We start from the raw sequence: 12,652 nt of genomic DNA, 5'->3' as shown, positions 1-12,652 counted from the left end.
ACGATGGAAGCCGGCACTGAACGCATTCGCCATCACCTTCGAAGGAAGAATCAACTAAATGCCAGCACCGGATCCACCGTTAAACGGACACTCCCGATGGCGGACTTCGGTGGCGGCAAGAGTTTCACCCAGCTTTGAGCCACACGGCTATATGGCTCGATTTAGCATCGCGATTTGGCGCGTGCATCGAGCAGTTCCACCGTCAGCGACAACTTGGTTCGCGCCGTGCCCCAACGATTACACGCTTCGGGGCGTCCGATGCGCGTTTGCCGCATCGGACGCCCCTGTTGGTGCTTGGCGTCTTCAGGAATGCGTGCACGATTCCGGCGCGGGCTTGCCAGCGAAACGGTCGGCTGTCCATGCCAGGAGTCCGGGGATGAGCGGCGATGTGTCAGCCACGAGTGAGAGGTGGTCCCGGCCCGCGAATTCCCTGTAGTCGATGATCTCCCCGGCTGCACAGCGGGAAGCGACGTAGGTACTCTGCATTCCGGGTCGGATGAGCGGGTCGGCCAAGCCCTGTGCGACCATCAACGGCGCGTGGATGGTGCCGGTCGGCGTGTTCTCACGTAAGCGTTGGCCGAGCGGACCCTCTGCCGGGTCGGCAGCGAGGATGCCTTGGTCGTTATCCAGCGACAGGGCCGCAAGGATAGAGACAAATTCGTCCGCGTTCGACAGGCAGCGGCTCGCCATTTCCCGCACCATGATCCTGGCCGAAGGCAGCACGTACGAATCGAACCGCACATCGGGGTAGGTGGCGCTGTACGCGGCGATCACGAACGCAGCGAGGGCGCTGCCGCCTTTGAGGGCCGGCAAGCTTCGAACGAGTCCTATCGTGTCGCTCGCCGGTGCCATAGCCACGACACCATCCAGCTTGACCTCGGGGGCGTAGCCCGACGCGAGCTGACCTGCCCACAGTGCTGCGTGGCCGCCCTGGGAGTGCCCCCAGAGGACGGTCTCCGGGCTCAGCTGCGCGTCGATGAGTTGGTGCGCGGCCCGGACGGAGTCGAGCACGGAGCGTCCCTCGCCCTGGCCGATGATGTAAGGCTGGGGACCGGGTGTGCCCATCCCGGCGTAGTCCGTGGAAACGATCGCCCATCCGTTGGCAATCACTGCCTCGCGTGCCGGAAATGCCCCTGACCCGAGCGGGTCCTTCAAGAGGGTCGGGGCGCAGTCCTGGGCGTACCCGGTTGTGCCGTGCGCCCACGCAATCACCTTGTGGCCGCCCGGGGACGGCGCCTCGGGGACCACTACGAGCCCGCTGGCGACGGTTGAGGAGCCGACTGCGTCCGTGGTTGTGTAGAGGATTCGCCACGCCCGGGCCCCCGCAGGGACGCCCCGGCTGAAGGGTTCGCTCCGCACGAGTTGCCCTGGCTGTCCCGGCAGGGTCGCCGGGGCCGTATAGAACGGTTCCATTGTCGGGGACGCGCTCCGTAGCTGGAACCCGATTCCCGAGCAAACCAGCGCGAGGACGAGCGCGGTGACAGCCCCGAGAAGACCGGGCCTGTGCGCGCCACCGCGACGGCGCCTGCCGTCTTCCGTGCGGGGCTTCTGCCGCTTGCGGAAGACATGGACGAGTTGGGAAACGCCGAAGCGCATCGTGCGCACCCCGAACAGCGCGGCGATGACCAGGAGAGTGACATCGGGCCACCACCACACGAGCCCCGCGAACACGAGATCGGAGACACCCAACAACGCAGATGCGGCCCGCGAATCGGAACCACGCCTCAGGGACTGGGCGATCCGAACCACCCCGAACAGTGCGAGGGAGACTCCGACGACCACAATAAGCGCATCCATCGCCAGTCCCCTCCACAGCACGACCACGAGCCCCGCGCAAATCCAGAACCCTCCCAGCATGGACTGGAGCCGTCGGGACCACGGCGTACCGGGGGACCTCGCTGCGCGTACTTCGAGAAGATCGCCCGCACCGGAGAGGATGAAACTCAGCCCGGCGTAAACGGTCAGGGTTTGCAGCGAGCTTGAGGGCCGGGACACCAGAAGGAGACCTATCACTATCGCAGCGGCACCGACGAGCCCTTGAACCCATGCAGGCCACATCACTGCTATTGACGGAAGAGCCCTGGCTCTGTCGCGGCCCTGCGTCAACGTCGACCCACGGGATGAACTATCCATAATGTCCCCCTCTGTCTGGACTGGTCCCCTCTTGATGAGAGAACCGGCGCCCACTATTCCGCTGCGTCGCCACCGCCGCCGTGTCGACTGAACTGCCAGGCCTGCGCTGCCAAGGACGCGTCGTTCCAAGGAGGCAGGGCAGCATCCAACCCGCTCGCCCCGCCTGCGAAGCTCTAAGCGGGTGAACGGAGTCACCACCGTGCCCGGCGCCGCTTCCGTAACCAGGTGCGGGCACCCCGTCAGTCGCTAGACGTTCAATCTGTCTCAGCGTAGGCCTTGACGAAGAAGACGCAGCGATATCGTCATGTCTCGGCGTGGCCGATCATGAAGCTCGCATTGACGGCCTGGATCCGGGTGGGGTTGAGTCCTTGGAGGGAGGAGACGTGTGTTGTCAGGATGAAGAACGTGAAGTGCCGATCCCAGTGGTTCACCCACCAGCCGGACAGTCCACCGTCGGGTTCGGCCACCGTGAAGGCCTGCCAGAGGGCCTAGAACCGGCCGCGCGCCCAGTAGGACAACACCCCATCCTGACGCCAAGTGCTGTGAATTGCAGCGATAATTGGCGGCGTTGTCGCAGCGATCCACGTCGCCCGGTCCGCCTAAGTTGCCCAACTAGCGTTCGGAACTGCCCCCGGTTTTGTTGACTCCTTGATCTAGCGAGCTTGTGCTCGTGGAAGGATGTTGACCATGCCCACGCCGTATAGGCCGGAGTTCCGCCAGGATGTTATTGATGTGGCCCGCAAGGGCGAGGCGCCGCTGGCGCAGATCGCGGAAGACTTCGGGCTCTCGGGTGAGACATCTCGGATATACGCGTGTGAGTACGTCGGGCCAAGACGCAAAGTTGCAACTCGATGCACTTGTCGACGCCGGGGGTGCAGAAACGCGACGTGTTCGCCGACGTCACCTCCGGAAGCAAGACCGCCATTGAGCGGCCCGGGATGAAGAAGCTCCTGGCCTACGTGGAGCTTGGGGACACGATCGTCGTGTGGCGAGTGGACCGGCTCGGTCGGTCCTTGATCGATGTCTTGAACACGGTGAACTTGCTGCGGGAACGAGGCGTGTACCTGAGATCCATTTCGGACGGGATTGACCCCACAACAACGTCCGGCCGGCCACTCCGATCCTGTCGTGATCGCTGACAAGCTTCGGATCGTGACCGGTGCCCGGGCCAAGGGCCGCACCGCCGAGGAGGCCGCCCGTCTTGTCGGGTGGAGCCGGGCAACGCTTTACCGTCACCAACAGGCCCTCGCCACCCGCGAGACCTACATAACAGAGTGGCGGTCCCGCGACGAGAGGAAGATGCAAAGCACTTCTCACTCGCCAGCAGATCTCCCGCCCCGATGGAGCCCCCTGTCGGATTCGAACCGACGACCCCCGCTTTACAAGAGCGGTGCTCTGGCCAACTGAGCTAAGGAGGCGCGCCCCGGCGGACCGGGACTATGGTTGCCCGGCGGACCGGGGCTGGTGCCCCGGCAAACCGAAGCTGGTGCGCGCGAGCGCTAGATAAGGGTAGCCCAAGACCTCCCGCCCACGGAAATTCCAGCGGACGAGAGGCCGAAGGCCTTGAACTACTTCTTCGCGGCGATAGCTGCATTCAGGAGGGTCATGAAGTCCGCCTTGTTATCCCACTGTTGACCGTCGATGAAGACCGTTGGCGTGCCCGAGATGCCGATGACCTTGGCCTCTTGGGTGACCACCTTGACGAACGGTCGGTACGTCTTGTTGTCGATGCACGAGTCAATGTTGGCCGATCCCGCCTGGGTGGCCAGCTTCTTGAGGTCGTTGTCCGAAATGCCTGCACTGCCCTCTGCAGGCTGCTGTGCGTACAACAGGTCCACGAGTGCCGAGTACTTGTCCGGTGACGTGTTCGCCACGCAAGCCGCGGCGTTGGCGGCGCGGGAGGAGTAGTTAGTGGAGGAGCTGGCGTCGAGGAAGCCGAACGGACGGTACTCCAGGGTGATCTTGCCGTCGTTTCGCAACTGGGTCAGCTGCTGGCTGTACGTTGTCTCGAAGTTCTTGCAGATGGGGCAAATGAAGTCGATATAGGCCACAACCTTGACCGGCTTTCCGGCTTCAGCCTGTGCGCCCGGAGCGGTCACCGTGGCGGGCGTGGTGGCCGGAGCCGACGGCAGGGACGCCATGCTGACAGTGCCAGCAGGCACCTTAACCACGTCGGTGCCCTTGAGCAGCGTCACGCCGCCGTGCGCGTTGGCGTTCGCCGGCGTCGGGCCCTGATCGGCAATCGGGGCGTTGTTCGCGATGTTCTGAGTGACCACGAGGGCGATAACCGCGAGGATCGCCACGACGGCAACCACAATGCCCCAGCCAATGAGCAACTTATTGCGCTTGTCTTTCTTCAGCTGAGCTTCGCGGATCTCGCGGGCCTTCTCGCGGGCCTGGGCGGTGCGCTCTGCCTTGGACAGGCGTGGTTCGTGTGCGGGGCTCATCAGTTCCTCGTGGTTTATCGACGGCTTTTGGTTCTAGCAAGGGCAACGGTGCCAGTTTACGGGAGAAGACCGGCAGCTTTGCTGGGGTCTTCGACTCCAGTCTGACGAACGAGCAAGTGCCCTCGATGATTCCCGCCGGTAGGGTGGGAGATGAGTCATAAGCAACCCTAGGGGGCAGCAATGCAACAAACGGTAAGTGAAAAGATCGACAGTGCGCCCGACGGAAATCAAGCTCCAGAACCCCGGAAACACGATTTCATAGTGGTTTCCAACCGCCTTCCGGTGGACCGCTATGCCAGTGATGACGGGGAAAGCAGCGAGGAAGGCTGGCGCCGTTCTCCCGGGGGGCTGGTTACTGCCCTCGCCCCGATGATGACCAAGACGGACGGCGCGTGGGTGGGCTGGCACGGCGCCCCGGACGAGGCGTTGGAGCCCTTCAGCCACGACGGCATGGACCTGATTCCGGTGGCACTCAGCACGCACGATGTTGAGCTCTATTACGAGGGGTTCTCCAACGCGACCCTCTGGCCGCTCTACCACGACGTCATTGCCCCTCCGGAGTTCCATCGCGCATGGTGGGACAGCTACCGCCGCGTCAACCAGCGGTTCGCAGACGCGGTCATCCAGCACGCGGACCACGGAGCCACCGTCTGGGTGCAGGACTACCAACTCCAGCTCGTGCCGAGCATGCTCCGACAGGCGCGCCCGGACCTGCGGATCGGCTTCTTCAACCACATCCCGTTCCCGCCGCCGGAAATCTTCGCCCAATTGCCGTGGCGCCAGGCCATCATCGAAGGCCTGCTCGGCGCTGACCTAGTGGGTTTCCAACGCCCCAGCGACGCGGCGAACTTCATGCGCTCGGCACGACGTTTCATTGGAGCGAGTGTCAAGCAGCAACAGGTCCACGTAAAGGGGCCGGACGGCCGGATCACCCATATTGCACGCGCGCAGGCCTTTCCAATCTCCATCGCCGTGGACCAGATCAGTGAGCTCGCCGAGCGCCCCGACATCGTCGAACGTGCCAAACAGATCCGCCACGACCTCGGAAACCCCAAAACGGTCCTCTTGGGCGTCGACCGCCTGGACTACACCAAGGGCATCCCCCACCGTTTGAAGGCTTTCGAGGAGCTCCTCAAGGAAGGTCGGCTCAAGGTGGAGGACGCCACACTGATCCAGGTGGCGAGCCCCAGTCGCGAGCGTGTGCGGCAGTACAGGCTTCTGCGTGAGGAAATTGAAGGCACCGTTGGCCATATCAACGGCACCTACGACACCATGCAGAATACCGCCGTTCGCTACCTCCACCACAGCTACCCGGTCGAGGAAATGGTGGCTTTGTACCTCGCGGCCGACGTCATGCTGGTGACGGCTTTGCGCGACGGCATGAATCTCGTGGCCAAGGAATATGTCACCGCCCGGATCAACAACACGGGCGCGTTGGTCTTGAGCGAATTCACTGGAGCGGCAGATCAGCTCAAGCAGGCACTGCTCATCAATCCGCACGACATCGACGGACTCAAGGGCACGATCATGAGGGCTTTGCACCTGTCACCCAACGAGTCCCGCCGCCGGATGAGGGCGATGCGCAAGCAAATCCTCGACCACGATGTCGATCATTGGTCAGCCGAATTCCTCTCGGCCCTGGCGGAAACTGTGGTGCGCGATGACTCCTGAAGCAGCAGGCACTCCCCGGCTGGGCCTGCCACCCGAACTGCTCGACGCCGTCCGCCGGATCGCTGGAACGGATCACCTCTTGGTGGCGATGGACTTTGACGGCACCATCTCCCCGATCGTGGACCACGCCGACGCCGCGCGCCCGCTCCAACGATCAGCCGCCGCTTTCGCCGAACTCGCCAAACTTCCGAGGACGACGACGGCGCTCATCTCCGGCAGGGCACTGGCCAGCCTGCGGGCGGTCGCCTCGCCCCCTGAGGCCACGCTGCTGATTGGCAGCCACGGCGCCGAGGCGTGGCTGGGCCCCGGTTCGTCGGAACTCCGGCTCGACGACGCCCAAAGGGAGCTCCTCGCCGAAGTACGAGAGGTCTTGGCCGGAATCTCGGAGGAAGCCTCGGGGACAGAACTCGAAGACAAGCCCGCCGGCGTCGTCCTCCACACCAGGCGCGCCGCCGAGGACGTGGCGGAGGACGCCGTCGCCGCTGCCCGGACGGTGCTTGAAAGCTGGCCGGGCGTCTTCCTCAAGAACGGGAAGCGGGTCCTTGAGACCTCTGTAGTGCATTCCTCCAAAGGCGAGGCTGTCGAATTCCTGCGCCGGGCCGCTTCCGCTACCGGGATCCTTTTTGCCGGCGACGATGTGACCGACGAGGACGCGATCGCCAGGCTCGGCGCCGGCGACGTCGGCGTGAAGGTCGGACTGGATTTCACCCAGGCCGAGTTCCGCGTGGAGTCCCCCCTCCACGTCGCCGAACTCCTGGAGGCGCTCCTTCGTGAACGGCGCCGAGAAGTCCAGGGAGACGCGTCTCACGTGTGACATTTGTAACATTTAGGCGAATAACCCGAGCTACTGCCATACTCTTGGTTGTGATGTGGCGCACATATACCGTGCGGCGTCACTCAGTCTCCCTTGCCCGGGCCCAGCCCGTGGCAGGGAGTCGAACTGAATAAACATGAACCATTCACAACGGATCGTCCGGCACGTACCTGCCGGTGAAGGGATTGATAACTGTGGCAACAGTTACTTTTGATAACGCTACGCGTCTGTACCCGGGCACAGATAAGCCCGCCGTCGATAAGCTCAACATCGACATCGCCGATGGCGAATTCCTGGTCCTCGTTGGACCCTCCGGTTGCGGTAAGTCCACCTCCCTGCGGATGCTCGCAGGCCTTGAGGACGTGAACTCCGGCCGCATCCTGATCGGTGACCGCGACGTCACGGACGTCCCGCCGAAGGACCGCGACATCGCAATGGTCTTCCAGAACTACGCCCTCTACCCGCACATGACTGTTGCCGACAACATGGGCTTCGCACTCAAGATCGCCGGCGTTTCCAAGGAAGAGCGCGCCGAGCGCGTCCGCGAAGCAGCCAAGCTCCTTGACCTCGAGCAGTACCTGGACCGCAAGCCGAAGGCACTTTCCGGTGGCCAGCGTCAGCGCGTTGCCATGGGCCGCGCCATCGTCCGTAACCCGCAGGTCTTCCTCATGGATGAGCCTCTTTCCAACTTGGACGCCAAGCTCCGTGTCCAGACCCGTACGCAGATCGCATCCCTGACCCGCCGCCTCGGCGTCACCACTGTCTACGTGACCCACGACCAGGTCGAGGCCATGACCATGGGTGACCGCGTTGCCGTCCTCAAGGACGGCCTGCTGCAGCAGGTAGACACCCCGCGCAACCTGTACGACCGGCCGAAGAACGTCTTCGTGGCAGGCTTCATCGGCTCCCCCGCCATGAACCTGCTGGAACTGCCCGTCGTCGACGGCGGCGTCCAGTTCGGTGGCACCGTTTACCCGGTACCGCACGATGTCCTCGAAGAGGCGCACGGCAAGACCGTCACGCTCGGTTCCCGTCCGGAAGACCTGGAGACTGTTGGCAACGGCGAAGGCCTCGAAGTCGAGGTTGACGTGGTTGAAGAGCTCGGCGCCGACGCCTACGTCTACGGCCACACCACGCTTGATGGCAAGAGCCACGACATCGTGGCCCGCGTCGACGGCCGCCGCCCCCCGATGAAGGGCGAGTCCATCTTCGTTCGTCCGCAGTCGGGCCACGTGCACTTGTTCGACACCAAGTCGGGCCTGCGTCTGGGCGACTGAAATCCTCACCGCATTAGCGACGGCGGCCCTTCCGAGTGGACGGGCCGCCGTCGTCGTTAAAGACAGCCTCCATACGGAAGAATTGACCCCATGACCGAGCAAAGCGGTGCCAAGTGGCATGACGAACCCACCGACTACGCGCAGATCGGCAAACTCCCGCGCACAGAGGCCGCCAGCGCCAATGACACTGCACCGCCGGCGGGTGTCATCGGATCCCTCAACATCACTGCGGCGGCGGCGGATCCCGAGCTCCTGGACCTGCCATGGCACATCGCGCTCGAAGACTGGCCTGCCGCGAACCTGGCCGCCCTTCCCCGCGGCATTTCCCGGCACATTGTGCGTTTCGCGCACTTGGCCGGTTCCGTCATCGCCATCAAGGAAACGTCCGAGCACATTGCCCGGCACGAGTACCACATGCTCCGCAAACTGGCCCGGATGGATGTGCCTTGCGTCGAGCCGGTTGCAGTCATCACCGGCCGTACCACAGTTGACGGCAAACCGCTGAACCCCGTGCTGGTCACGCGGCACCTCAAGTTCTCCATGCCGTACCGGGCGCTCTTCTCCCAGATGCTGCGCCGGGACACCCTGACAAGGCTCATTGACGCCCAGGCACTGCTGCTGGTGCGCCTGCACTTGATCGGTTTCTATTGGGGCGATGTTTCCTTGTCCAACACCTTGTTCCGTCGCGACGCGGGCGCGTTCGCCGCGTACCTGGTGGACGCTGAGACCGGCGAGCTGTACCCGGATCTATCGGTGGGCCAGCGCGAGTACGATCTGGAGATCGCCCGCGTCAACATCGCCGGGGAGCTCATGGACCTGCTCGAAGGCGGCCTGATCGAGGAGAAGGTGGACCCGGTCGCGACGTCGGAACTCATCATGGACTCGTACCGCAGGCTATGGGCCGAACTTACCGAAAAGGAATCGTTCGAACTCGGCGAACGCTGGCGTGTGGGCGCACGCATCCGCCGCCTCAACGAACTCGGCTTCGACGTCGAGGAATACGCGATCAAGACCACCGCGGACGGCTCCACCATCCAGCTTCAGCCAAAGGTCGTCGACGCCGGCCACCACCAGCGGCGCCTGCTCCGCCTCACGGGCCTGGATGCCCAGGAGAACCAGGCCCGCCGGCTGCTCAATGACATGGATTCATTCCGGGCGGACAACAACCCGGACATGGACGAAGAAATCAGTGCCCACACCTGGGTCAGCCAAATCTTCGAGCCCATCGTCCGCTCCATCCCGCGCGACCTCGCAGGCAAGCTTGAACCGGCCGAAGTGGTCCACGAAGTCCTCGAACACCGCTGGTACATGAGCCAGAAGCAGGACAGCCACATCCCCTTGGCGGAAGCGGTCCAGTCGTACTTGGACACCATTCTCCGCCACCGGCGCGACGAGGCTGCCATCATGCTCAATCCGGACACGGCGATGCTCAAGATCCTGCAAGCTGAAACCGAGGAATCCCGGTACGAACAGGACGAATACCCGGATTCCGACGACTAGCGGGGGCCTGCGTGCCTGCGTCTCCGCGAGATCCCGGCGGTCAGCTGTGGGACGCCGACATCTAGATGGCCTTCCCGGGGTTGAAGATACCGCTAGGGTCGAAGAGCTCTTTGACGCGGTGCTGCAGTTCGCGGACGGGCCCGGGCTGCTCCAGGCCGAGCCAGCGCAGCTTGTACTGCCCCACGCCATGCTCACCGGTGATGGTTCCACCCATCTCCAGCGCGGCATCAATGGAGTCGTCCAGGGCCTTGTTGAGGCGGGACATGGCATCCGCGTCAACGTGCATGTCCACCCGGTCCACCCAGAAGGTCGGGTGCAGGTTGCCGTCGCCGGCATGGGCCACCACCTTGAGCTGGACATCATGGGTGACGGCCATATCTTCGAGCGCGGCCACATAGTCCACAAGCCGCGATCTCGGAACGGCGACGTCCTCGCCTACGCGGTATTCGGTGTCCGCTTCGTCGCCGCGACTCGAGCGCCGCATGTCGATGAGGCGCTCGGCTTCCGCATTCGATTCCGCAGTCACCGAAGCGCCGCCGGCCGCGAGCACTTCCCGCACCAGCGATGCCTCCGCGGCAGCCCCGAAACCGTCCGTCTGGATCAGCAGCAGCGCCTGTCCACGTTCTCCGAGGTCCGAGCCGTACAGTTCGTCGAGCTGGGCCAGCGTCCCGGCGTCGAGCATTTCCATGATGGCGGGCTGGACGCGGGCCTTTCCGACCGCCAGGACGCCCGCGGCGGCACCGCGGAAGTCCGGATAGAAGGCTGCCACGGTGTGGACCTCGCGGGGCAGGTAGCGCAGGCGCACCGTCACGCCCACCACGACCCCCAGGGTTCCCTCGGAGCCCACGAACAGTGAAGTGAGATCGTAACCGGCCACGCCTTTGAAGGTCTGGTGCCCTGTATGGATGAGCGAGCCGTCGGCCAGGACGACGTCGAGCGCCAGGACTGAGTCCCTGGTCACGCCGTATTTGGCACAGCGCAAGCCACCGGCGTTCGTGGCCACATTGCCGCCGATCGTGGACATTTTGTAGCTCGCGGGGTCCGGCGCGTACATCAGGCCGAATTCGGCCGCCGCGGCATTCAGGTCTGCGTTGACCACGCCGGGTTCGACGACGGCGGTCTCGTCGTCCGCGTTGAGCTGCAGGATACGGTTCATGCGTTCCAGGCTCAGGACTATGCACCCCCGGCTGGCATGGGCGCCGCCGGAAACGCCGGTGCCGGCGCCGCGGGCAACAATCGGCACTCCGTGCTTGGCGCAACTGCGCACCACGTGCTGGACGTCCTCAACGGATTCGACGAACACCACAGCAAGGGGAAGTTGCAAGTCCAGGACTGGTCCTTGGTCTGCCGCATGGGCGGTGCGTGTCGGTTCGTCAACGGCGACTTGTCCCGGGGTGAGTGCGGCCGCCAGGTCGTCGATGAACCCTCCGGGGCCTTTGGTTTCCTGGGACGGCCCGGAGGGCGGCTGGATCCGGCGGGCCATGACGATCTCCAACTTGGATTTGTCCTGCGGATAGGGGCGGTTGCCACCTGTGTATTCAAATCCATGGCGTTCGTAGAAGGCCTTGGCCCGGGCGTTGTCCTCATGGACGCCCAGTTCGATCAGACCGGCTCCAAGCTCGGACCCTGCCAATTCGCAAGCTTCATCAAGCAATTGGTCAGCAAGGCCCAGGCCCCGGTGTTCGGGTGCGACGTAGACGCTGATCAGCATGGCTTGCAGCACCTCGGACGGGTCCTGCGGCTGCTTGATGACAACGCGCATGAGTCCACTGATTCGGCTGCCGTCTGTGCCGTCATCCGCCACGAGCGTGATACTGGAATCGCCCGACATCGTGGCTGCCCGTTCTTGCCATTGCGTTTCAGTTTGGCGCCGAGCGGCAGCGAGGCTCTCCACGTAGGCCATCGGGGTGTCCGACAGCATTTCCAAGCGGACATCGCGAAGCAACCGCCAGTCGCTCGCTTGGAGGCGCCGGATCCTAGTCACGACCGCCGCCCATGAATCGGACATAGCGCTCAAGGACCCCAGGCCAGTCGGCCGCGTAGTTTGCACGGGTTTGCGAGGGGTGTTCCGCACCTTCCCAGCCGTCGTGCACCAAGCGAACCTCCGTACCCCCGTCGACCGCCCGGAAGGCAACGCGAAGCTCGGTGGACCAAATAGCAGTACTGCCCGGATACCAGCTCGCATGGAAAGACAAAGGCGGCTGCCAGTCGTCGATCGTCCCCCATATCGTGGTACGGCCATCATCCGCCGTCTCCAGGATCAAATTCTCCTCGAACTCGACGTGCGAGCCTGCCCCGTAGACGCTGTGCTCCTCCATCGGCCACCAGAGATGCGGGTGATCCGTAAAGCCCATGAAGGCATGTGCCACCGGAGAAGGCACGACGACGGTGCACACTACGGGGTCCAGCTCACCGGATTGCTCCCGCTGCGGTTCGGAGTCCGGTGCGAGGTGACTAAAGAGGCTCTCCATGTGCACCAACTTTACCGGCCAGCGAAGCCCCGGCTCCGCCCCCAGGCCGCTCCCACTCAAACGCCGGCTCACATATGCGCGGTCCAGACGGGACGCGGGCTCACATATAGCCGCTCCCGGCGGGACGCCGGCTCACATACGGGCGGTCCAGACGGGACGCCGGCTCACATATGCGCGGTCCCGGCGGGACGCCCGCTCACGTATGCGCGGTCCCGGCCGGGCGCGGGCTCATGTGGGGGGTTGTGGGTTAAATGGTTCAGGCCCCGGCACGTGGGTGCCCGGGGCCTGAACGGTGAATGGTTGTCCGGCGGTGTCCTACTCTCCCACACCCTCCCGGGT

9 protein-coding genes, 1 tRNA gene and 2 pseudogenes are annotated in these 12,652 nt (G+C 64.1%); 5 read left to right on the top strand and 7 right to left on the bottom strand.

Features of this window, described 5'->3' with window-relative positions; all coding sequences use genetic code 11:
- Positions 1-303 precede the first annotated feature (303 nt).
- Together J2S96_RS19905 and J2S96_RS19900 are read right to left on the bottom strand one after the other, a co-directional pair.
- A complete protein-coding gene (locus J2S96_RS19905; RefSeq protein WP_306867560.1) occupies positions 304-2,058 on the bottom strand; it encodes a lipase family protein in 1,755 nt (584 codons plus the stop codon).
- Positions 2,059-2,435: 377 nt separating this feature from the next.
- Positions 2,436-2,600, bottom strand: coding sequence for a hypothetical protein (locus J2S96_RS19900; RefSeq protein ID WP_306867555.1), 165 nt, complete (start codon positions 2,598-2,600; stop codon positions 2,436-2,438).
- 323 nt (positions 2,601-2,923) lie between these two features.
- Here J2S96_RS19900 and J2S96_RS19895 point away from each other — a divergent pair.
- Positions 2,924-3,393: pseudogene (locus tag J2S96_RS19895) on the top strand (recombinase family protein); the annotation flags it as partial.
- A gap of 81 nt (positions 3,394-3,474) precedes the next feature.
- Here the strand turns inward: J2S96_RS19895 and J2S96_RS19890 are convergent.
- Positions 3,475-3,551: transfer RNA gene (locus J2S96_RS19890), tRNA-Thr, on the bottom strand.
- A gap of 150 nt (positions 3,552-3,701) precedes the next feature.
- Entirely contained in the window at positions 3,702-4,580 is an 879-nt protein-coding gene (locus J2S96_RS19885; protein WP_306867552.1) for a DsbA family protein, read from the bottom strand.
- A 180-nt stretch (positions 4,581-4,760) separates the two neighbouring features.
- Here J2S96_RS19885 and J2S96_RS19880 point away from each other — a divergent pair, with 180 nt between their 5' ends.
- From J2S96_RS19880 to J2S96_RS19865, 4 genes are all read left to right on the top strand, one after another.
- Entirely contained in the window at positions 4,761-6,251 is a 1,491-nt protein-coding gene (locus J2S96_RS19880; RefSeq protein ID WP_306867549.1) for an alpha,alpha-trehalose-phosphate synthase (UDP-forming), read from the top strand.
- Positions 6,241-7,065, top strand: a complete 825-nt coding sequence (otsB, locus tag J2S96_RS19875; RefSeq protein WP_306867546.1) for a trehalose-phosphatase — start codon at positions 6,241-6,243, stop codon at positions 7,063-7,065. Before J2S96_RS19880 ends, otsB begins: the two co-directional genes overlap by 11 nt.
- A gap of 194 nt (positions 7,066-7,259) precedes the next feature.
- Positions 7,260-8,342: an ABC transporter ATP-binding protein gene (locus J2S96_RS19870; protein ID WP_306867545.1), complete on the top strand. Its 1,083-nt coding sequence runs from the start codon at positions 7,260-7,262 to the stop codon at positions 8,340-8,342.
- 90 nt (positions 8,343-8,432) lie between these two features.
- Positions 8,433-9,842 (top strand): DUF4032 domain-containing protein, encoded by a 1,410-nt coding sequence (locus tag J2S96_RS19865; RefSeq protein ID WP_306867542.1) that lies wholly within the window; start codon positions 8,433-8,435, stop codon positions 9,840-9,842.
- Between the two features lie 61 nt (positions 9,843-9,903).
- Here J2S96_RS19865 and J2S96_RS19860 read toward each other — a convergent pair whose 3' ends face one another.
- The 3 genes and pseudogenes from J2S96_RS19860 to J2S96_RS19850 all read right to left on the bottom strand — a co-directional run bounded on the left by J2S96_RS19860 (position 9,904) and on the right by J2S96_RS19850 (position 12,313).
- Positions 9,904-11,325 (bottom strand): FAD-binding oxidoreductase, encoded by a 1,422-nt coding sequence (locus J2S96_RS19860; protein ID WP_306867558.1) that lies wholly within the window; start codon positions 11,323-11,325, stop codon positions 9,904-9,906.
- Positions 11,326-11,382: 57 nt separating this feature from the next.
- Positions 11,383-11,745, bottom strand: a pseudogene (locus tag J2S96_RS19855) (GNAT family N-acetyltransferase); the annotation flags it as partial.
- A 73-nt stretch (positions 11,746-11,818) separates the two neighbouring features.
- Positions 11,819-12,313, bottom strand: a complete 495-nt coding sequence (locus tag J2S96_RS19850) for a hypothetical protein (protein WP_306867539.1) — start codon at positions 12,311-12,313, stop codon at positions 11,819-11,821.
- Between the last annotated feature and the right edge of the window lie 339 nt (positions 12,314-12,652).

Source organism: Arthrobacter bambusae (genome assembly GCF_030812595.1).
Lineage (GTDB): Bacteria > Actinomycetota > Actinomycetes > Actinomycetales > Micrococcaceae > Arthrobacter > Arthrobacter bambusae_B.
Note: the sequence above shows the minus strand (reverse complement) of the source record. Positions and strands in the feature narration are given on the sequence as shown.